This window comes from Agromyces sp. 3263, assembly GCF_031456545.1.
Taxonomy (GTDB): domain Bacteria; phylum Actinomycetota; class Actinomycetes; order Actinomycetales; family Microbacteriaceae; genus Agromyces.
Genome location: NZ_JAVDUV010000001.1, coordinates 2,518,479 through 2,539,128 on the forward strand (window position 1 = coordinate 2,518,479; position 20,650 = coordinate 2,539,128).

A 20,650-nucleotide genomic window follows, 5' to 3' on the forward strand; every position below is an offset into this window, starting at 1 on the left:
GATGAACGACTACCTCCCGAAGCGCGAGCTCGAGCCCGACCCCGACCCGAAGCGCCCGTCGAACACGCGCCTGGCCATCTGGATCATCGTGGGCGCGATCGGCCTGTACCTGCTCGGCTCGGGCATCTGGGGCATCGTCACCGGCGGCTGACACCGAAACCGGGCCGAACCCGTATCCTTGAGGGGCTATGAACGAATTCTGGGCGAACGCGATCTGGTCGGTCGCGCCGACCGTGCTCATCGGGCTGATCTTCTGGTTCGTGATGCGCGCGATCATCCGCGCCGACCGCAGTGAGCGCAAGGCGTACGCCCGCATCGAGGCGGAAGAGCGAGCCAAGCTCGGGCGCGAACACCCCGCCGGATGACGATCGACATCTCGGCGTCGCAGATCACTGCGCTCGTCGCTGCTGCGGTCATCGTCATCGACCTCGTCATCCGCGTCATCGCGGTGATCGTGGTGCCCAGAAACCGCCGCCCGACGGCGGGCATGGCATGGCTGCTCGCCATCTTCTTCATCCCCATCCTCGGCATCCTCGTCTTCTGGCTGATCGGCAATCCGAAGCTTCCCAAGCGCCGCCGTGAGAAGCAGGCCGAGGTCGACGAGTTCATCCGCGAGTCGACGCACGGCGTCGAGCGGGTCAGCGACAGCACCACGTGGCCGCGCTGGTTCGACGGGGTGGTGCGCCTCAACCGCACGCTCGGCGCGATGCCGCTCATCGGCTCGAACAGCGCCAGCCTGATCGGCGACTACCAGGGCTCGCTCGACGCCATGACGGAGGCGATCGACGGTGCCGAGCGCTACGTGCACGTCGAGTTCTACATCTTCGCCTACGACCGCACCACGGCCGGGTTCTTCGATGCGCTGGGCGCCGCCGTCGCGCGCGGCGTCGAGGTGCGAGTGCTGCTCGACCACATCGCGTCGCTGCGCGTGAAGGGCTACCGCAAGACCCTGAAGCGCCTCGACCGCATGGGCGTGCGCTGGCAGCTCATGCTCCCCGTGCAGCCGATGAAGGGCCGCTACCAGCGCCCCGACCTGCGCAACCACCGCAAGATCCTCGTCGTCGACGGCGACGTGGGATTCATGGGGTCGCAGAACATCATCGACCGCTCGTACAACAAGCGGTCCAACATCCGCCGGGGCCTGAAGTGGAAGGAACTGGTCGCCCGCGTCGAGGGGCCGATCGTGTCGGGCCTCGAGGCGATCTTCCTGACGGACTGGTACCTCGAGACCGGTGAGGCGCCGATGCGCGAGATCGTTCCGCTCGGGCAGGAGAGCGAGGTGCAGGACCTCGACTGCCAGGTCGTGCCGAGCGGTCCCGGGTACAACAACGAGAACAACCTCAAGCTGTTCCTGGCCCTCATGTACGCGGCGCAGGAGCGCATCATCCTCACGAGTCCCTACTTCGTACCCGATGAGGCGATGCTCCGGGCGATCAGCGGCGCCACCCAGCGCGGCGTGCACGTCGAGCTCTTCGTCTCGGAGATCGGCGACCAGGCGCTCGTCTACCATGCGCAGCGGTCGTACTACGAGGCGCTGCTGCGCGCCGGCGTGAAGATCTGGCTCTACCAGTCGCCGTACATCCTGCACTCGAAGCACTTCACGATCGACGAGGACGTCGCCGTGATCGGGTCGAGCAACATGGACATCCGTTCCTTCGAGCTCAACATGGAGGTGTCGCTCCTCGTCCGCGGCGCGTCCTTCGTGCGCGAGATGCGCGCGGTCGAGGACGGCTACCGGCGCAACAGCCGCGAGCTCACGCTCGACGAGTGGCTGACCCAGCCCCTGCGGTCGACGATCCTCGACAACCTCGCGCGGCTCACCTCCGCGCTGCAGTAGCGATCGGACGACCCGTCGTCAGCGCCGGGGCTTGAGCCGCACGGTGGGAAGCTCGGGGGCAGGGAGCGGGTCGCCGTCGAACCCGTCGACGACGCCGAACCGGCCGTCGGGGTTGTCGCGTCCGATGACGTCGGCCTGCCACTCGCGCCGGAACTCCACGACCTCGTCGTGGCTGCGACCGATGAAGTTCCACCACATCACGAGCTCCTCCCCGAAGGGCACGCCGCCGAGCAGCACGACCCGGACCGGCTCCGCCCCGGCCGCGAGCACGAGTCGGCGGCGACCGGGCTCGACGTACGCGAGCTCCGACCAGGCGACCTCGGTCGTGGCACCCGCACCGTCGATCTCGATGGCCACCGGCCCGGCGTCGACGAGCACGCCGTGCTCGAAGGCGGGGTCGAGCTCGAGCTCGGTGCGCCCATGCGCGGGCAGGTCGACCTGGGCACCGAGCAGGGGCGAGAACACGGTCACGTCGGAGTCGACGCCGGCGAGCGCGCCGACGAACACGCGCACGATGGCGTCGCCGACCGCGACGGGCACGGTCTCGGCGTGCTCGAAGAACGGCCCGATGCGGCGGGATGCCTCGGGCAGGGCCACCCACAGCTGCACGCCGTGCAGGCGCGTCGTTCCCGGCGTCGAGACCTCGGAGTGCGAGATGCCGCGACCGGCGGTCATGAGGTTGACGGCGCCGGGTCGCACCAGCTCGTGGCTGCCCGCGCTGTCGCGGTGCTCGATCTCGCCCTCGAACAGCCAGCTCACCGTCTGCAACCCGGTGTGCGGATGCGGCGGCACGACCATGCCGCCCGACTCGGCGACGTCGTCGGGGCCGTAATGATCGGCGAAGCACCACGCGCCGATGGTCGTGCGCCCCCGCTGCGGGAGCGTTCGCCGCACGCGCATGGCCCGGGGGCCCCCGAGTGGGACGTCGCGGGGCGCGAGCACCTGCACGACCGGACCGGTCGGCGCGTCGGGCGGGCAGAGGAGCTCGACCGGATCGCGTTCGAGGTTGCTCATGTCGGCATGCTACCCGCGCCACAGGACACCGGTGCGGGATGCGCGCAGCGGGGGCCACGCAACTCGCGTCGGAGCCCTCGCTTTGCCGCCACCGCCCGCTAGCATGGCGGCATGGCTCCCTCCGTGCGTCTCCGTCGCGTCGGCTTCGCCGCCGTCGCGCTCGCGTCCGTGTTCCTGCTCTCCGCGTGCAACCCGTCGGGCAATGTCGCCGAGAGCTTCTCCGGCCTCCCCGTGGCCGAGGAGGCCGAGCCGATCGACGTCGACCCCGAGGCGGGCGGCGAGATCGACGACGCCTCCGAGGAGGAGGTCGAGGGCGTCGAGTGGGACAGCGACAGCGGTGAGCCCCAGGTCGCGTGGTGGGAGCAGGGCGGCCAGATCGTCATGGTGGTCTTCGGGAGCTCCACCTGCCCGACCGTCGGCCAGCAGATCCGCACCCTGGAGAAGGCCGGTGAGGGCAACCGCGTCGCCATCGACCTCGTGCAGCGCCCCGAGACCGAGATCTGCACCCAAGACCTCGTGCCGCACACGACGGTGTTCTGGACGCCGACCGACGTCACCACGACCGAGCCGCTCGTCGTCGAGGTCGCCGGCAACGAACTCACCATTCCCATCAAGTAGGCACGCTCCTCCCATCGACGCGATGTGACACGGGCGCTGCGCCCACGGCGAACAGCCGCCCACGCGGCATCCCGAGTGTTTACGCTCGATGTATCGACGCCCCCGAATCCAGCCGGCGCCGGTGAGGAGTTGAGGATGTTCGAGAGATTCACCGACCGAGCCCGTCGTGTCGTCGTCCTGGCCCAAGAAGAGGCCAAGATGCTGAACCACAACTACATCGGCACCGAGCACATCCTGCTCGGTCTCATCCACGAGGGTGAGGGCGTTGCCGCCAAGGCGCTCGAGTCGCTCGGGATCTCGCTCGACGCGGTGCGCGAGCAGGTGCAGGACATCATCGGCCAGGGCCAGCAGCAGCCGACGGGGCACATCCCGTTCACGCCCCGCGCGAAGAAGGTCCTCGAGCTGTCGCTGCGCGAGGCGCTCCAGCTGGGCCACAACTACATCGGGACCGAGCACATCCTGCTCGGCCTGATCCGTGAGGGCGAGGGCGTCGCCGCCCAGGTCCTCGTCAAGCTCGGTGCCGACCTCAACCGCGTGCGCCAGCAGGTCATCCAGTTGCTCTCCGGCTACCAGGGGAAGGAGCAGGTGCAGGTGGGGGCGAACGACCAGCAGCAGCCGCAGGGCGGCTCGCAGATACTCGACCAGTTCGGGCGCAACCTCACGCAGGCCGCGCGCGAGTCGAAGCTCGACCCCGTGATCGGGCGCGAGAAGGAGATCGAGCGGGTCATGCAGATCCTCTCGCGTCGATCCAAGAACAACCCGGTGCTCATCGGCGAGCCCGGCGTCGGCAAGACCGCCGTCGTCGAGGGCCTCGCCCAGGCGATCGTGAAGAACGAGGTGCCCGAGACGCTGAAGGACAAGCAGCTGTACTCGCTCGACCTCGGCTCGCTCATCGCCGGTTCCCGCTATCGCGGTGACTTCGAGGAGCGCCTGAAGAAGGTCACGAAGGAGATCCGCACGCGCGGCGACATCATCGTCTTCATCGACGAGATCCACACCCTCGTGGGTGCGGGCGCCGCCGAGGGCGCGATCGACGCCGCGTCGATCCTGAAGCCCCTCCTCGCCCGCGGTGAGCTGCAGACCATCGGCGCCACCACGCTCGACGAGTACCGCAAGCACTTCGAGAAGGATGCCGCGCTCGAGCGCCGGTTCCAGCCGATCCAGGTGCAGGAGCCCTCGCTGCCCCACGCGATCAACATCCTCAAGGGACTGCGCGACCGCTACGAGGCGCACCACAAGGTGTCCATCACCGACGGCGCGATCGTGGCCGCGGCGAACCTCGCCGACCGCTACATCAGCGACCGCTTCCTCCCCGACAAGGCGATCGACCTGATCGACGAGGCCGGCGCGCGCCTCCGCCTCTCGATCCTCTCGTCGCCGCCCGAGCTGCGCGAGTTCGACGAGAAGATCGCCGTGGTGCGCGCCGCCAAGGAGACCGCGATCGAGGAGCAGGACTTCGAGAAGGCCGCGTCGCTGCGCGACGAGGAGAAGAACCTGCTCGGCGAGCGCCTGCGCCTCGAGAAGCAGTGGAAGTCGGGCGACGTCAAGACCACCGCGGTCGTCGACGAGGGCCTGATCGCCGAGGTCCTCGCACAGGCCACCGGCATCCCCGTGTTCAAGCTCACCGAAGAGGAGTCGTCGCGACTCGTCTTCATGGAGAAGGCGCTGCACGAGCGGGTCATCGGCCAGGAGGAGGCGATCTCCGCACTGTCGAAGACCATCCGCCGCACCCGCGCCGGACTGAAGGACCCCAAGCGCCCATCGGGCTCGTTCATCTTCGCCGGGCCCACGGGCGTCGGCAAGACCGAGCTCGCAAAGGCGCTCGCCGAGTTCCTGTTCGACGACGAGGCGGCGATGATCTCGCTCGACATGTCGGAGTACGGCGAGAAGCACACCGTCTCGCGGCTCTTCGGCGCCCCTCCCGGGTTCGTCGGCTTCGAGGAGGGCGGCCAGCTCACCGAGAAGGTGCGGCGCAAGCCGTTCAGCGTCGTGCTCTTCGACGAGATCGAGAAGGCGCACCCCGACATCTTCAACTCGCTCCTCCAGATCCTGGAGGAGGGCCGCCTCACCGACGGCCAGGGTCGCGTCGTGGACTTCAAGAACACGGTCATCATCATGACGACGAACCTCGGCACGAAGGACATCTCGAGCGGCCCCGTGGGCTTCCAGCTCGAGGGTGACACCCGCACCGGGTACGACCTCATGAGCGGCAAGGTGAAGGAGGAGCTGAAGAAGCACTTCAAGCCCGAGTTCCTGAACCGCGTCGACGAGATCATCGTGTTCCCGCAGCTGTCGAAGCCCGAGCTGCTCCAGATCGTCGACCTGTTCCTCAAGCGCCTCAGCGAGCGCCTGCTCGACCGCGACATGACCGTCGAGCTGACGGTGCCCGCCAAGGAGCGGCTGATCGAGGTCGGCTTCGACCCCGCCCTCGGCGCCCGGCCGTTGCGCCGAGCGGTGCAGCGCGAGGTGGAGGACCGCCTGTCGGAGAAGATCCTGCACGGCGAGCTCAACTCGGGCGACCACGTGCACGTCGACTTCCGCGACGGAGAGTTCGTGTTCACCACGTCGCAGCGGGCCCTGCCCGTCGGCGTGGGAGTGAACACCGGCGCCGCGATCGGCACGGGGCCCGTGAGCCCCGACCTCGCGGCGGCGGCCGAGTAGCCGACCACGCACGGTTCGAAGAGCGGATGCCACGCGGCATCCGCTCTTCGCCGTTTCGGCCGCGGTGTCCGCTGGCGTGGCGGCTGCCGCTCGCCCGGAGGGTGTCGGTTCGTGGCGGCCTCCGCGCCGCGCGCCTGCCGGGCGCGGATAGCATGACGTGATGACCGACTTCACGGTGCGCCGCGCGCGCACGAGCGACGTGCCGAAGATCATCGCACTCGTGGAGCCGCTCGTGTCCCGACGCATCCTGCTCGGCAAGGAGCGGGTCGACCTGTACGGCTCGGTGCAGGAGTTCCGGGTCGCCGAGGCCGCCGACGGCGAGGTCATCGGGGCGGGCGCGCTGCACGTCATGTGGGAGGACCTCGGCGAGGTGCGCACCCTCGCGGTCGACGACGCGTGGCTCGGGCGAGGCGTCGGCCACGCCCTGCTCGAGACGCTCGAGTCGGAGGCGCGCGAGCTGGGCCTCAGCCGGCTGTTCTGCCTCACCTTCGAGGTGGGGTTCTTCGGGCGCCACGGATTCGAGGACATGGGCGACGAGACCGTCGACCCCGCGGTGTACGCCGAGCTCGTGCGCTCGCACGACGAGGGCGTCGCCGAGTTCCTCGACCTCGCCCGGGTGAAGCAGAACACGCTGGGCAACACGCGCATGCTGAAACGGCTCTGACCGGGCATCCGGCGCGCCGGGCGACTGCCCGGACGAATGGCCTCCCGGTCGTACCCTGAGGGCATGTCGACGAATCCCGCACCGGCACGGCGGCAGTCGCCGCAGGTGTACCGACGTCGTCGGCTCCTGGTGCTCCTCGGACTCGTCGCCGTGATCATCGCGATCGTGCTGGTGATCGTGCGGCCGGGTTCGAGCCAGGGCGATGAGCCGGATAACGCGGCCGGCGCCGCGCCGACGGCCACCCCCGACGCCACCGGCGAGCCGACCGCGCCGCCGACCGTGATCCCCACCGAGGCGACCGAGGTCGACGGCGACCCCTGCACCGCGAAGAACGTGGTGGTCGAAGCCGTCACCGACAAGACGGTGTACGAGGCGGGCGAGCAGCCGCAGCTCTCCGTGACGATCACCAACACGGGCAAGAACGTGTGCGTGCTGAACGCCGGGACGAACGCCCAGGTGTTCACGATCAAGAGCGGCGAGGAGCTCTACTGGCAGTCCACCGACTGTCAGGTGGACCCGATCGACGCCGAGGTGTCGCTGACGCCGGGCACGCCGATCTCGTCGAGCGTGCCGATCGTCTGGGACCGCACCCGGTCCAGCGCCGAGACGTGCGAGGGGCCGCGTGAAGCCGTGCCCGCCGGCGGGGCGTCGTATCACCTCGAGGTCACCGTCGACGGCATCGCGTCGGAGGCATCGAAGCAGTTCCAGCTCTACTGAGCCGCCGACGGTGGCGTGTCCCCCGAAACGCCGACACTGGAACGTCTCGAGCCCTTGTAGTGTGAGCGGCAGTTCGAGTGACTGGGCTCATTGCGCTTGGACAGCCTTCACCCACCGGCGATCGTCGGTGGGTGAAGGCGATCCGGGGGCTGTGACGTGCCCGCTTGCACGCCGCCCTCGGCCTCGACGCGTGGTTCTCACCGGAGTAGAATTCGCACGAGTTGCTTGGCCCGGACCCCGCTGAGTGATCGTGATGCATGCTGTCGCCTCGGCGTCGCCCGTGCCATGTCGGTTGCTTCGTTCTCGAAGGTGGGATGCAGCATGGGACGCTTCGTGTACGACCGCGATGCCACGGTCGAGATGGATGATCGCACCTTGGCGCACCTGCAGGTGGTGATCATCAACAAGCTCCGCAGGCAGGAGAGCTTCGCACTCACGCTTCGCGATGATCAGCGGACGCTGAGCGTCTGGGTCTGCCCGCAGACCGCCGTGCAGTTCGTGTACTCCGGCAACAGGCACCCCACGCTCAACCGCGAGTGGATCGAAGAGCTCGCCGTGTCGGCGAACTCCATGGGCGGCCTCAGGTTGCTCCCCGAACCGTCGGCCGTGGCCCACCACGAGCCCGCGACACCGATCGTCGAGGAGGCGGTCGCCACATGATCCCGGTGTTCACAGCGGACTCACCGCCTATGGCGCGGGAACCGACCTAGGCTGTGCTCGCAGCCGGAATCGTGAGGGTCCGAGGCGCGTCGACGAAGACGAAGGCGGCCCCGTCGACCCCACGATGCCGGCTGCGAGCCGCCCTCGTCGCGGCATCCGCTCGGTACGCTGGTGGCATGGCCCAGCGCAAGAAGTCAGGCAAGCCCAGCGCGCCCGTCGAGTTCCGGTCGCAGGCGCTCGCCGAGGCGCTCGAGCGGCAGGACATCGCCGCGGTGGCCCTCGCGCTGCGCCATGGCAACACGGTGGTGCCACTGGTCAAGCCCGGCCCGCGCGACACGCCCCTCGACGGTGGGGAGGTGTGGACGTACCGCGACCCGAGCACCGGGGACGTGGCGTTGCTGCTGTTCAGCGATGCCGCGAACAAGCCCGCCAACCTGCCCCCGGCCGTGGGACTGCAGAGCCCGGCCTGGCTGCGCAGCTTCCTCACCCGGTACGAGTCGACGATCACCACGGTGTTCCTCGACATCGCGGGACCGCATCCGATGCAGGCGCCTCCGGGGGAGCTGCTCCGCGCGCTCGAGGCGTAGCGGGCGCTGCCGGGCCGTCAGAATGCGGCGTCGAGCTCGCGCTCGCGACTGGAAGCCGACGCCATCATCGCCTGCTCGACGGCCGCGCGCACGCTGCCGGCCTCGACGTCGAGGATGGTGGAGTAGCCGAGCCGGCGTGCTTCGCTGCCGCGCTGCTTCGCCGAGGTGACGGGGCGCACCTCGCCCGCCAGGCTGATCTCGCCGAACGCCGCCAGTTCGTGCGGGACGGCGCGGTCGCGCATGGCCGACGCGATGGCCACCGCGATGGCGAGGTCGGCACCGGGCTCGGCCAGGCGCACGCCGCCGACCGTGGAGACGTAGACGTCGTGCTCGCCGAGCTGACGGAGGCCCGCGCGGCGCTCGAGCACGGCGATGATCATCGCGACGCGCGACGGGTCGACGCCGTTGACCACCCGACGCGGCTGCGGCGCCTTCGTCGAGACGACCAGTGCCTGCACCTCGACGGGCAGTGCCCGCCGGCCCTCGAGGGCGACGGTGACGCACGTGCCGCTCACGGCGTTGCGCGAGCGGCTGAGGAAGAGCCCGGAGGGATCGGGCACCTCGGCGATGCCGTCGCCCGTCATCTCGAAGCAGCCGACCTCATCGGTGGGGCCGAAGCGGTTCTTCAGCGCTCGCACGAAGCGCAGCGCCGTCTGCCGGTCACCCTCGAACTGGCAGACGACGTCGACGAGGTGCTCGAGCAGCCGGGGGCCCGCGATCGACCCGTCTTTGGTGACGTGCCCGACGAGGAGCACCGGCAGTTGCCGCTCCTTCGCAACACGGATGAGTGTGGAGGCGACCTCGCGCACCTGGCTCGGCTGGCCCGGCAGCCCGTCGGACAGCGAGCTCGAGACGGTCTGCACCGAGTCGACGATGAGCAGCTCGGGGGAGACCTGGTCGACCTGGCCGAGGATCGTGGCGAGGTCGGTCTCGGCGGCGAGGTAGAGCTCGTCGTGCAGCGCGCCCGTGCGGCCCGCGCGGAGGCGCACCTGGGCCGTGGACTCCTCGGCGCTGACGTAGAGCACGCGGCGCCCGGTGGCGGCGACGCGCGCGGCGACCTCGAGGAGCAGCGTGGACTTGCCGACGCCCGGCTCGCCGGAGAGCAGGATGGCTGCCCCGGCCACGATGCCGCCACCGAGCACGCGGTCGAACTCACCGATGCCGCTGGGGCGATGCGCCGCCGAGTCTTCCACGTCGACCTCGCTGATGGGGCGCGCAGCTCGCGCGGCCGTGGGCACCACGGCCTGCAGGGACCGCAGGATGCCGGTCTGCTCGGCCGCGTCGACGACGGTGCCCCACTGCTGGCACTCGGCGCAACGCCCGACCCACTTCACGGTGCTCCACCCGCATTCGGTGCATCGGAACGCGGAGGTGGGCTTGGCCATGCCCCGAGCCTAGGCGTCGCCTCCGACAACGGCGGGCGCGACATCCGGAGCCGCCGTCTCGGGTGTCGGGAACCGCTCGACGAGCTGCGCCGCGAGCGATGGCGCGAACGCGTCGGCCCACACCCGATAGCCGTGGTCGTTGGGGTGGAACATGTCGATCGCGAACTGGGTGAGCATGCCCGGGATGCCCTGGTGGCGCGTCTCGGTGTGCAGCGGCACGACGGTGAGCCCGTGCTCGGCGGCCACGGCGCGAAGGATGCGGTTGGCCACGGCGACCTTGCGCTCGTTGCGCGGGAAGTAGAAGAACGGCAGGTTCGCGACGAGCGCGTGCGGGGGCAGGGCCGCGAAGATGGTGCGGATGCCGCGTTCGAACGCTGCGGGATCCCACTGCGCGATGTCGTTGGCCCCGATCGCGACGGTCACGACGTCGGGCCGGAGCTTCAGGAAGCGGGGGAGCTGGTCGCGGACCGCCAGCTCCACGGTGGCACCCGAGACGCTGAGGTTCACCACGCGCACCGAGCGCCCGGTGATGGCGCCGATCTCCTCCGCGAGCACGCCCACGTAGCTGCGGTCGGGGCTCGACGCGCCGATGCCCTGCGCGGCGCTGTCGCCGATGGCGACGTAGAGCAGCTCGCCCCGCACCTTCGCGCGGTCGCGCCACCACTTCGAGTGCACGGGGAGCGTCTCGTTCAGCACGAGCGAGTTCGCGGTGAGACGGGCGCGGAAGCGGCGCCATCCGAGGGCCGCCGCTCCGGCAGCCCCGATCGCGGCCGCCACGGCGGTCGTGCGCAGGACTCGGTCGGACGTCACCACCTCGCCGACGGTATGGGAGCACGCTGGACGGTTGCTGAACGCGTGGGCGCGGCATCCGCTCGTTTTGGTCGTCGCCGCGATGTCGTCTAAGATCGTCCTCGGTACCGTGTCCGAGCGGCCGAAGGTGCAACTCTCGAAAAGTTGTGTGCGTGAAAGCGCACCGTGGGTTCAAATCCCACCGGTACCGCCAGTGAAACCCTTCAACTCCCGCAGATTCCGCGGAAGTTGGGGGGTTTCTCGGTGTGTGGCCTGCGCACCGAGCGTCCCCGCGTCCCCAGTTCCGACGCTCCTTCTCCAGCTCGTCGGACGCCGCTCCTAGACTCGATGCACCATGAACTTCGACGACGTCCTTCTCGCACTGCTCTCGCGCCGCGCCCGGAGTGGGTACGAGCTGAAGAAGTGGCTCGACGTCGAGGGCATCTTCTTGCGTGCGAACGCGGATCCGTCGCAGATCTACCGCACGCTTCGCCGTCTCGAGAAGCGGGGTCTCATCATGCACGAGACCATGCGCAAGAGCGGCCCCGAGGCGAAGGTGTACGCCATTACGACCGCGGGGGCGGACTACCTTCGGGAGCTCGCCGCGAGGCCGTACGAGCCGCCCGCACGGTGGCAGGAGGTCGACTTCACGGCGCGACTGGCATTGCTCGGTCCGATCCGGCCCGAGACCATCGTCGACATCATCGACCGCGAGATCGCGTTCCGCCGCGATCAGGTGCGCCGATTCCGCGAACGCTCCCTCGCCGAGGAGGCGGGCAGCGGCCTGATCGACTACGACACCGACCTGCTCGCCGAGCTCATCGACGAGCTCGACCAGCAGGGCCGAGACGCGACTGACGCGTGGCTGGAGTGGCTCGACGGGATGCGGGCACGGTGGTCGCGCTACGGCGATCACGCATCGAGCAGCCCGGCCCCGTCGTCCAGCTCGGATGCCAGTTCCGCCAGCTGATCCCCGCTGATGCCGGGCACGGCCGCGGCGGCCAGGACGACCGGGTCCGCTCCCGCGAAGTCCGACACGAACGGCGAACCGAGCTCCGGGACGATCCGGTCCAGCACGGCGCGGGCGCGGTCGTCGGCGAGCAGGTCCCGGAGGGGCGTCGTGCGCAGCACGGAGTCATCGGGGAACTGGGTCCGCCGTGCAGCGGTGCTGCGCGATCGCTCGGCCTGTTCCCAGTGCCGGTCGACCTGAAGGTGCTTCCGCGTGACGTCGCCCTCGGCGGGCAACCCGAGGCGCACGAACTGCTCGGCCGGCGCATCGTTCGCGCGCATGAGGTCGACCAGCAGCGACGCCATCCGCAGCTCGAGCTCGTCGTCGCGCAACGGATGGTCCTGATCCGGATCCGTCTGCAGGTCGAAGAGCAGCGTGCCGTACTCCCAGGGGTTGCCGAGGGTCCACGCGGGCACCTTGAGCAGTGGCACGCCCTTGGTGAAGTCGAAGCCCGGGACGAACTCCGCCTCGCGCAGTTCCTCCACGGCGAATCGGCTGCGCATGTGCGTGGGCATCAGCGTGTACTCGAAGAGCGGCGAGTTCGATGGATCGGCGCAGGCGCGCATGTACACGTACCGTCCGTCGGTGACGTTGACGTGACCGCCGTGCGCGCCGAACAGTGCTCCCTCGCGCACCGGCGTATCGGAGCGGACGACCTCGCCGAGCGGATGGCCCTGCATGTCGGGCGTGAGGCCGATCGAGAAGTAGTCGAGCAGGGTCGGGCCGATGTCGACCGTCTGCACGAGGCTCTCGCGCCGCTCGCCGTGCACGCCGGTCCTCGGGTCCCAGATGTACAGCGGCGTGTGGATGGACTCGTCGTACCACGGCATCACCGATTTGCCCCACCAGCCGTGCTCACCGAGGAGGAAGCCATGATCGGTGCAGACGATGAGCATCGTGTCCCGCCACAGGTCGTGCTCATCCATGACGTCGAGCACGCGACCGAGCGAGCGGTCGCACATCGAGACCAGCGCGAAGTACGAGCGTCGGGCGATCTCGATCTCATCGTCGGTCTCGGTGACCCGACGGTACGACGGCCAATCGAAGACGATCTCCTCGTCGCCGAGTCCGTACTGCTGCCGGTACCGGTCGTAGCTGAAGAACGGTTCGTGCGGATCGAATGTCTCGAGGTGCAGCAGCCAGCCGTCCTCGTCGAGGTTCGTCGAGATGAACTGCAGGCCGGCGTCGAACGTCATGGTCTGCGGATGCTTCGCCTCATCGGTCAGGTACAGCCGGTTGATCCAGTCCTGCCTGGCGAGGAAGTGCTCGGGGTTGAGGTTGGCGGGTGGCTCCGGGTCGGCGACGTGGCCCTTCCACAGGTCGCCCTCCTGCCCGCGGAAGAACTCGTAGGTGTTGAAGCGGTTATGGTACGTGCCCGCGCCGTCCTCCCAGTAGTGCGCGTGATCCGTCACGAGGTGCGTGTAGATCCCGGCCTGCTTGAGCATCTCGGGCACCGAATCGTCGAACGGCTCCAACGGCCCCCACGAACGGTGGAGGAAGTTGTGCCGGCCGGTGTGCAGTTCCCGCCGTGCCGGCATGCAGGGCATGCTGCCCGCGTAGCACTGGTCGAACACCGCGGTTCGCGCCGCAAGGCGCTCGAAGTTCGGTGCGTCGACGTCGGCGCCTCCGTACCCGGGCAGCAGACGGCGGTTCAAGCTGTCGAACATCACGACGATGGCACGCACTACATGGCCTCCTGCTGCTGGGTGATGAGCATCTGCGAGTCGAGGAACCGTCGCCGCGCTGCTCGGCGGTCGCGTTGCATGATCGGGTCGGCGATCGGGGCGGCCATCAGGAGCCGCTTCGAGTAGGCGTGATGCGGATTCGAGGTGATCGTGTCGCCGTCGCCGATCTCCACGATGTCCCCGCGGTACATCACGGCGACCCGGTGGCTGATCGCGCGCACCACCGACAGGTCGTGCGAGATGAACAGGTAGGACACCCCGGTGCGCTCCTGGATCTCGATGAGCAGGTCGAGCACTCGGGACTGGGTCGACAGGTCGAGGGCGGAGACCGGCTCGTCGCACACGATGAGCTTCGGATCCAGGGCCAGGGCGCGGGCGATGGCGACCCGCTGCCGCTGCCCGCCGGAGAACTCGCGCGGATACCGGTGCTCGGCATCCGCGGGGAGGTCGACGGCGTCGAGCAGTTGCTGCACGCGGCGCTCGGCCTCCGCCCTGCCCTGCGGCTGGACCGAGAGCGGTTCACCGAGTATCTCGCCGATCGTCATGGCGGGGTTGAGCGAGCTGTACGGATCCTGGAACACCACCTGGATGTCCGTCGAGAGCGCCCGGCGCTGCCTGGCGCCGAGATGCGAGATGTCGCGTCCGGCGAACTCGATGCCGCCGCTCGCGATCGGCACGAGCCCGAGGATGGCCCGGCCGAGCGTGGTCTTGCCCGAGCCCGATTCGCCCACCAAGCCGAGCGTCTCGCCCGGGCGGATGTCGATGGACACCCCGTTGAGCGCGCGGAACGGGGGTTTGCGCCAGCCCTTCACCGGGAACTCGACGACGAGATCGCGGGCGTCGAGCAGGCGTGCTCCCGTCGTGGCGGTGCCCATGGTCAGTTCTCCTTCGCGTCGGACACGAGCTCGCCCCGTGCCTCGACGCCGTCGAGGGTCGATTCGAGGAGCATGCGCGTGTAGGGGTGTCGCGGTTGCCGGAAGATGTCGTGCACCGGGCCCTGTTCGACGACGCAGCCGCGGCGCATGACCACCACCCGGTCGCACAGGTCGGCGACGACCCCGAGGTTGTGGGTGACGAGCATGACGCCCATCCCGGACTCCTGCTGCAGGTCGCGCAGGAGGTCGAGCACGTCGGCCTGGACGGTGACGTCGAGGGCGGTCGTCGGCTCGTCGGCGATGAGCAGTCTCGGATTGCACGACACCGCGCCGGCGATCAGCACGCGCTGCGCCATCCCACCCGAGATCTCATGCGGGTAGGCGGCGAATGTGCGTTTCGGGTCGGCGATCCCGACCCGTGCGAGCAGGGCCAGTGCCCGCCGTTCGGCCTCCCGGTTCGAGATGCCGAGCACGGCCACCATCGGCTCGACGAGCTGGAAGCCGATCCGGAACGCCGGGTCGAGATTGCTCATGGGCTCCTGCGGCACATAGGCGATGCCCGTGCCCCGCAGCCCCCGGAAGGCGGAGCGATCCGCCCCGGCGAGCTGGGTTCCCTCGAACAGGATGGACCCGGCGACGACGCGCCCGCCTCGCGGGAGCAGCCCGAGGATGGAGAACGCCGTCTGCGTCTTGCCCGAGCCGGATTCACCCACGACGCCGACGATCTCGCCGTCCCGGATGTCGAATCCCACGTCCTCGACGACGACGGTCGGTTCTTCGGCTGATCCGTACGCGACGCTGAGTCCGCGCACCGACAGCAGCACGGCGGGGTCGCCGTCGACCGCCGCCCGGAGTGGCGTCGGGGTCTTCGACGAGCTCGGCGCCCCGTCCGTCCGGCCGCCCTGGAGCGCGTCGCGGACGGCGTTCGCGAAGAGCACGAGCGCGGCGACGGTGAGGGAGATCATCAGGCCGGGCCAGACCACGGTCAGCGGCGCGACGTAGATGTTCGAGAAGGCGTCCTGCAGCATGCCGCCCCATGTCGGGGTGTTCTGGTCCCCGAGGCCGAGGAACTCGAGTCCGGATTGGATCATGATCGCGATGCCGGCGACGATCGACGTGTCGATGATGATGGGGGACCGGACGACGCGCAGGATGTGCCGTGCGATGATGCGCGCATCGCTCAGGCCCGAGACCCGCGCCGCATCGACGTACAGCTCGTGCCTGACCGCGATGACCTGGTTGCGCGTGAGACGGAAGTAGCCGGGTGCCAGCATCACGCCGAACACGGCCATGCTCGCGGAGACCGACCCGCCGAGCGTCTGGAACAGGGCGAGCAGCACGATCATGGCCGGGAGCGCCATGATGGCGTTCGACACCCAGCTGGAGGCGCTGTCGAAGGACTTCCCGAAGTAGCCGGCGACGAGACCGGTCGATGTGCCGAGGACCAGCGCGATCGAGACGGCGATGAGGGCGCCGATGAGCGTGTTCCGCCCGCCCGACACGAGTCGGCTGAGGATGTCGCGGCCGACGCTGTCGCCCCCGAGCAGGTAGTCGCTGCCGGGGGGCGCCAGGATCATGTCCAACCGCACCGCGGTCGGCGAGTTCGCCATGAGGAACGGGCCGACGATGCTGAGCAGCACCACGAATGCGAGCACGATGAGGGCGGTGCGTCCCAGCGGATTCCCGAGGACGACCCGGGTGACGGACGTCCGCGGTCGGGCGGCCGCGGCGATCGCCACGGTGGAGGGTGCGCCGGTCATTGCAGTCTCGCTTTCGGGCTGATCCACGCGCTCGCGAGGTCGATCACGAGATTGACCACCACGACGAGGATGACGAGCACCACGACAATGCCCATGATCGCGGGGACATCGCCTTGGATGGAGGAGTTGACAGTCAGGGTGCCGAGCCCGGGAACAGCGAAGATGCGCTCGATCACGACCGCCCCGCCGAGGAGCCCGATGAACTGCAGCGACAGCACCGTGAGCGCGGGCGGCGCAGCGTTGCGCAGCACGTGTCGCAGGAGCAGCGAGCTGCGTCGCACGCCACGCGCCTCGAGCGTGCGCACGTAGTCGTGCTCGAGGACGTCGAGGAAGGCGCCGCGGATCTGCTGGGCCGCGGACGCGATGCCACCGACCACCAGCGCCGTCACCGGCAGGACCAGGCTCAGCGCCCACGCACCCGGATCGTCGCCGAACGGCACGTACCCGGTCGCAGGGAACACCGAGAGGTTCACGGCGAAGACCAGCACCAGCATGAGCGCGACCCAGAAGTTCGGGAGCGAGAATCCGATCACGGAGACGAACTGGAGCACCTTGTCCACGGCCCCGCCGCGGACCGCGGCGGTCACGCCGAGGACGAGGCTGATCACGGCAGTGGCGAGCACCGCGAGGATCACCATCGACAGCGTGACGGGAAGCCGGTTCGACACCATGTCGGTGACCGGTTCGCTCGTGAACCACGAGACGCCGAAGTCGCCCTGCAGGGCGTCGGCGAGCCAGTCGAGGTACTGCTCGATCAGGGGCCGGTCCAATCCCAGTTCCGCGGCCTTCGCGGCGAGCTCGGCCTCGGTCGCGCTCTCGCCGAGCATGTTGCGTGCCGCATCGGCCGCGGTCGAGGAGATGAGGAGGAACGAGACGGTCGAGATCACGAAGACCAGGACGACACCGGCCATGGCCCGGCGCAGGATGAACAACGTCATGCGGATGCTCCATTCATGCCGGAGGGGCGGCCACGCCGGCCGCCCTCCGGGTCGATCACTGTGCGGGTGCGAAGTTCCGGATCCAGGGAACGACGTTCCACGCCTGCGGCGTCGCCCGCACGTCGGTCGACGTGGCCAGCAGCGTGTTGGCGCGGAACCACGGAGCCATCCACGCCTGGTCGACGAGATACTCGTTGGCGGCCTGGAACGCCGCCACCTGCTCGTCGCCGGTCGAGAACTGCGCCGCTTCCAGCAGGGCGGTCATCGTCGGGTCGTCGACATGCGAAGTGTTCCAGGGCGAGCCGGCGGTGCCGAACTTGCGGAAGTCCTGCCACGGCGACTGGCTTCCCAGCGAGAACCAGAACATCGGGTACTTGCCCGAGAGGAGTTCCGGGATCGTGGCATCCGCCGCGATCTTCTCGAACGTCACGTCGATGCCGATCTGGCCGAGCTGCTGCTTGAGGATCGGCGTGATCTGCGGGAACGACGAGAGGTCGGGCATCGTCACCGCGAAGCCGTCCTCGAAGCCGGCGTCGGCCATCAGGGCCTTGGCCCGCTTCAGGTCGTACGGATACGCGTCGTCCAGGTCGGCGACGAACGCGTCGCTGCTCGTGTTGAACGTCTGCGACGTGAGCTCCCCCTCGCCGCGGGCGAGGTTCTCGAGGATGGATCTCGTGTCGATCGCGAGGTTGATGGCCTGACGCACCCGCACGTCGGCGAGCGCCGGAACGGTCGCCCCCGCGCGGTCGTTCAGGAACAGACCCTGCCAGTCGGTGGGGTACCGTTCGACGGTCAGCCCACTGCCCTCGGCCTCGGACACCTGCGGCGGGTCCACGAGCGCCACATCGGCCTGGCCGGACTTGAGCGCGTTCAGCCGGGCCGTCGAGTCGGAGATCGGCTTGACGACGATCTCGTCGTAGGGGAATGCCTCGCTGTTCCAGTAGTCCTCGTTGCGCTCGTACACGTACTCGCTGCCGGGCGTGGCCTTCTCGAGGACGTACGGTCCGCTTCCGATCGCCGTGGTCGCCTCGTCGCCCGCGCCGAGGGTCGTCGGGCTGGCCATCGCACCGCCCACCACGGCCAGGTAGTTCAACAGCCCCGGGTCGGGGGCGGTGAGCCTGAGGTTCACCTCGGTGGCGCCGACCACCTCGACCTCGTCGATGGACGCAGCCATGTACGCGTTCTGGCCGGTGCCCGCCTTCAGGTACTCGAGGTTGGCCTTCACCGCCTCGCCATCGAACGGCGTTCCGTCGGTGAACTCCACGCCGTCGCGGAGGGTGAGGCTGAGCACGGTGTTGTCGTCGTTGTACGACCACTCGGTCGCGAGGTTCGGTTGCAGTTGCGCGTCGGGATCGAGCACGAGGAGCGTGTCGTAGACGGGCATCCAGTAGTGGACGCGGTTCCCGATCTCGAGCGCGCCGCGGTCGAACGAGTTGTTGTCGAATATGGAGGCGATCGTCAGCGTCGCGCCTGCGGACTGTTCAGCATCGGGCTCGCCTCCCGCGGAGCAGGCGGTGAAGGCGGTGCCGGCCAGCGCGAGCGCGAGGGCCCCGGTGGCGATCCGCCGAAGCGGTCGGGAAGTGCGAGGTTGCACGTCATTCTCCTTTGAATGGGTTGCGCTGCGGACTCGGTGGAGCGCGGTGTGGGCGGGGATCCACTAGATGACTTGTCCTCTAATAGATTCGTCAAATAGTATCGAGTCCACGTCGGCTGTCAAGACCGTGACCGCCGAGGTGGCGATATGGCGGAGCATCCGAAACCGACCGGCTGCCTCATGGAGGCGGGCCACTGAGAGGGGCGATGATGCCGGCACCGCGGAACGCGCAGTCGAACTGCGGATGCGCCTGCGCGTCGACCACGGCGACCACTCCGAGCCTGGTGGCGGCGCCCAGCATGGTGCCCGTCGCCTCGTTCGCAGGTTCGCCCCGCAGCCGGCATGCGGTCGAGCAGCGGCCGATCCCGGCCGGCGCCTTCGTGATGGGCGACGCGCGCGGCGACCGGAACGACGGCGATGGCGAGCTCCCACTGCATCGGGTCGGGCTCAGCGCCTTCTCGATCGACGCGACGACCGTGCGCAGCCGCGACTTCGCCGTGTTCATCGGCGCGACCGGCTACGTCACGGATGCGGAGCGATTCGGGTCATCTGCGGTCTTCCACCTCCAGGTCGCGGCGAACCGCGCCGACGTCGTCGGCCCGGCCGGAGGCATCCCCTGGTGGGTCGCGGTGCGCGGCGCGGACTGGGCGCACCCCGACGGCCCGCTGTCCACCACCGCCGGCCGCGAGGATCACCCCGTGGTGCACGTCAGCTGGAACGACGCGTGGGCCTACTGCAGGTGGGCGGGCCGCAGACTCCCGACCGAAGCCGAGTGGGAGTACGCCGCCCGGGCGGGCATCGACGGCGCGACCTACCCCTGGGGCGACGAGCCGGTCGATGCTCCAGGCTGGCGGGCGAACATCTGGCAGGGCCGGTTCCCGGCCACGAACACGGCCGCCGACGGGTGGGCGACCACCGCTCCCGTGGAGTCGTACCAACCGAATGGGTGGGGGCTGTGGCAGATGGTCGGCAACGTCTGGGAGTGGTGCAGCGACTGGTTCCACCGCGACGCATATTCCGACGCCTCCGACACGGACCCGCACGGCCCATCGACGGGCACCCGCCGAGTGCTGCGCGGCGGCTCGTACCTCTGCCACCCGAGCTACTGCAACCGGTTCCGCAACTCGGCGCGCTCCTCCACTGCTCCGGATGCGTCGATGAGCAACGCCGGCTTCCGTACCGTCGCGCTCCAGCCCTGAAACCGTCGAGCCCGCACTTCTGCCGGGTGAGGTCGGCTCGGGCCGCGCGCGGAGCGGGGCTCAGTGCCAGGCGGATCCGCCGTGAGGCTGCACATTGCCTTCGGGGCGCTCGTCGGCTGGCACCGACGGCCGACCGGCGGCGTCACCGGATGCGGGATTCCTGCTCGCGACAGGGCGCTTCGTCGCGACGCGGATCCCCTGCCGGACCGCCGCCGTCAGGACGCCCTCGACGAAGTCGGGGTCGGAGGTGACGATCGAACGATCGGCGTGGGTGAGCGTGATTTCGCCGTCGTCATACCGCACGGCGACGCCGGCATGGATGACGTACAGACTTCCTCGTCTGGTGAGCACGGTGTTCCTCGTTCGGGTGTGAGGGCGACCATCGGGTAAGCGGTCAGTCTACCGACTCATGGGCCCGGAACCTACCGACTCATGGGCCCGGAACGGCTGACATGCAGGTCGCGGCATGTGTCGATGTCCGCGTGCGCATCGGTCGGCCGGTGCCCGCAGGTGGCCCCCGAATTGGGGCGCGTTCCGCGGACCGGAACGGCGTGGCGGTCATTGACGCTGGCGTCGGGCCGGGCGTACTGTCCTCGACTGAGCCTTCTCAACCCGGCGCAGGAACGATGGCTGTTCCAGCGCATCCCCGGAGGAAGTT

General features: G+C 69.2%; 20 protein-coding genes and 1 tRNA gene. 12 read left to right on the top strand and 9 right to left on the bottom strand.

Translation table 11 applies throughout. The features are described 5' to 3' along the window. Nucleotide 1 precedes the first annotated feature (1 nt). Genes J2X63_RS11550 through cls form a run of 3 tightly spaced genes read left to right on the top strand, consistent with a single transcriptional unit; the run spans nt 2 to nt 1,837 of the window. Entirely contained in the window at nt 2–151 is a 150-nt protein-coding gene (locus tag J2X63_RS11550) for a hypothetical protein (RefSeq protein WP_309977178.1), read from the top strand. Nucleotides 152–188: 37 nt separating this feature from the next. Further along, complete coding sequence (locus J2X63_RS11555; RefSeq protein WP_203230693.1) at nt 189–365, top strand: hypothetical protein; 177 nt, start codon at nt 189–191, stop codon at nt 363–365. Then, nucleotides 362–1,837 (top strand): cardiolipin synthase, encoded by a 1,476-nt coding sequence (gene cls, locus J2X63_RS11560; RefSeq protein WP_309977182.1) that lies wholly within the window; start codon nt 362–364, stop codon nt 1,835–1,837. The genes J2X63_RS11555 and cls overlap by 4 nt, the downstream gene beginning before the upstream one ends. A gap of 18 nt (nt 1,838–1,855) precedes the next feature. Here cls and J2X63_RS11565 read toward each other — a convergent pair whose 3' ends face one another. After that, the gene (locus J2X63_RS11565) at nt 1,856–2,851 is read right to left on the bottom strand and encodes a pirin family protein (protein ID WP_309977184.1); all 996 of its coding nucleotides are present in this window, start codon (nt 2,849–2,851) and stop codon (nt 1,856–1,858) included. Nucleotides 2,852–2,962: 111 nt separating this feature from the next. On the opposite strand from J2X63_RS11565, the gene J2X63_RS11570 reads away from it, so the two are divergent. The 6 genes from J2X63_RS11570 to J2X63_RS11595 all read left to right on the top strand — a co-directional run bounded on the left by J2X63_RS11570 (nt 2,963) and on the right by J2X63_RS11595 (nt 8,758). After that, on the top strand, nt 2,963–3,469 hold the full coding sequence (locus J2X63_RS11570; protein ID WP_309977186.1) for a hypothetical protein: 507 nt from the start codon (nt 2,963–2,965) through the stop codon (nt 3,467–3,469). 135 nt (nt 3,470–3,604) lie between these two features. Next, nucleotides 3,605–6,130 carry an ATP-dependent Clp protease ATP-binding subunit gene (locus J2X63_RS11575; protein WP_309977187.1) on the top strand — a complete coding sequence of 842 codons (2,526 nt, stop codon included), beginning with the start codon at nt 3,605–3,607 and terminating at the stop codon, nt 6,128–6,130. A gap of 160 nt (nt 6,131–6,290) precedes the next feature. After that, nucleotides 6,291–6,794, top strand: a complete 504-nt coding sequence (locus J2X63_RS11580) for an amino-acid N-acetyltransferase (protein ID WP_309977189.1) — start codon at nt 6,291–6,293, stop codon at nt 6,792–6,794. A 63-nt stretch (nt 6,795–6,857) separates the two neighbouring features. Next, nucleotides 6,858–7,511, top strand: coding sequence for a hypothetical protein (locus J2X63_RS11585; RefSeq protein ID WP_309977192.1), 654 nt, complete (start codon nt 6,858–6,860; stop codon nt 7,509–7,511). Nucleotides 7,512–7,832: 321 nt separating this feature from the next. Further along, the gene (locus J2X63_RS11590) at nt 7,833–8,171 is read left to right on the top strand and encodes an ATP-dependent DNA ligase (RefSeq protein ID WP_309977194.1); all 339 of its coding nucleotides are present in this window, start codon (nt 7,833–7,835) and stop codon (nt 8,169–8,171) included. Between the two features lie 176 nt (nt 8,172–8,347). Then, nucleotides 8,348–8,758, top strand: a complete 411-nt coding sequence (locus J2X63_RS11595; protein WP_309977196.1) for a dehydrogenase — start codon at nt 8,348–8,350, stop codon at nt 8,756–8,758. 17 nt (nt 8,759–8,775) lie between these two features. On the opposite strand, the gene radA is transcribed toward J2X63_RS11595, so the two are convergent. Further along, nucleotides 8,776–10,143 carry a DNA repair protein RadA gene (gene radA, locus J2X63_RS11600; RefSeq protein ID WP_309977199.1) on the bottom strand — a complete coding sequence of 456 codons (1,368 nt, stop codon included), beginning with the start codon at nt 10,141–10,143 and terminating at the stop codon, nt 8,776–8,778. 9 nt (nt 10,144–10,152) lie between these two features. After that, nucleotides 10,153–10,956 carry an SGNH/GDSL hydrolase family protein gene (locus J2X63_RS11605; protein ID WP_309977201.1) on the bottom strand — a complete coding sequence of 268 codons (804 nt, stop codon included), beginning with the start codon at nt 10,954–10,956 and terminating at the stop codon, nt 10,153–10,155. Between the two features lie 100 nt (nt 10,957–11,056). Here J2X63_RS11605 and J2X63_RS11610 point away from each other — a divergent pair. Together J2X63_RS11610 and J2X63_RS11615 are read left to right on the top strand one after the other, a co-directional pair. Further along, a tRNA-Ser gene (locus J2X63_RS11610) sits at nt 11,057–11,146 on the top strand. Between the two features lie 141 nt (nt 11,147–11,287). Beyond that, complete coding sequence (locus tag J2X63_RS11615; RefSeq protein ID WP_309977203.1) at nt 11,288–11,902, top strand: PadR family transcriptional regulator; 615 nt, start codon at nt 11,288–11,290, stop codon at nt 11,900–11,902. Here J2X63_RS11615 and J2X63_RS11620 read toward each other — a convergent pair. Genes J2X63_RS11620 through J2X63_RS11640 form a run of 5 tightly spaced genes read right to left on the bottom strand, consistent with a single transcriptional unit; the run spans nt 11,845 to nt 18,793 of the window. Beyond that, nucleotides 11,845–13,626 carry a sulfatase gene (locus J2X63_RS11620; protein ID WP_309977205.1) on the bottom strand — a complete coding sequence of 594 codons (1,782 nt, stop codon included), beginning with the start codon at nt 13,624–13,626 and terminating at the stop codon, nt 11,845–11,847. The genes J2X63_RS11615 and J2X63_RS11620 overlap by 58 nt on opposite strands. Next, entirely contained in the window at nt 13,626–14,501 is an 876-nt protein-coding gene (locus J2X63_RS11625; protein WP_309977206.1) for an ATP-binding cassette domain-containing protein, read from the bottom strand. The genes J2X63_RS11620 and J2X63_RS11625 overlap by 1 nt, the downstream gene beginning before the upstream one ends. Nucleotides 14,502–14,503: 2 nt before the next feature. Next, nucleotides 14,504–16,261: a dipeptide/oligopeptide/nickel ABC transporter permease/ATP-binding protein gene (locus J2X63_RS11630; RefSeq protein ID WP_309977208.1), complete on the bottom strand. Its 1,758-nt coding sequence runs from the start codon at nt 16,259–16,261 to the stop codon at nt 14,504–14,506. After that, entirely contained in the window at nt 16,258–17,199 is a 942-nt protein-coding gene (locus J2X63_RS11635) for an ABC transporter permease (RefSeq protein WP_309977209.1), read from the bottom strand. The genes J2X63_RS11630 and J2X63_RS11635 overlap by 4 nt, the downstream gene beginning before the upstream one ends. A gap of 55 nt (nt 17,200–17,254) precedes the next feature. Further along, nucleotides 17,255–18,793: an ABC transporter substrate-binding protein gene (locus tag J2X63_RS11640; protein WP_309977211.1), complete on the bottom strand. Its 1,539-nt coding sequence runs from the start codon at nt 18,791–18,793 to the stop codon at nt 17,255–17,257. Nucleotides 18,794–19,002: 209 nt separating this feature from the next. Here J2X63_RS11640 and J2X63_RS11645 point away from each other — a divergent pair, with 209 nt between their 5' ends. Beyond that, a complete protein-coding gene (locus J2X63_RS11645; RefSeq protein ID WP_309977213.1) occupies nt 19,003–19,992 on the top strand; it encodes a formylglycine-generating enzyme family protein in 990 nt (329 codons plus the stop codon). A gap of 60 nt (nt 19,993–20,052) precedes the next feature. Here the strand turns inward: J2X63_RS11645 and J2X63_RS11650 are convergent, their stop codons facing one another. Continuing rightward, on the bottom strand, nt 20,053–20,343 hold the full coding sequence (locus tag J2X63_RS11650; protein ID WP_309977215.1) for a hypothetical protein: 291 nt from the start codon (nt 20,341–20,343) through the stop codon (nt 20,053–20,055). Nucleotides 20,344–20,650 lie beyond the last annotated feature (307 nt).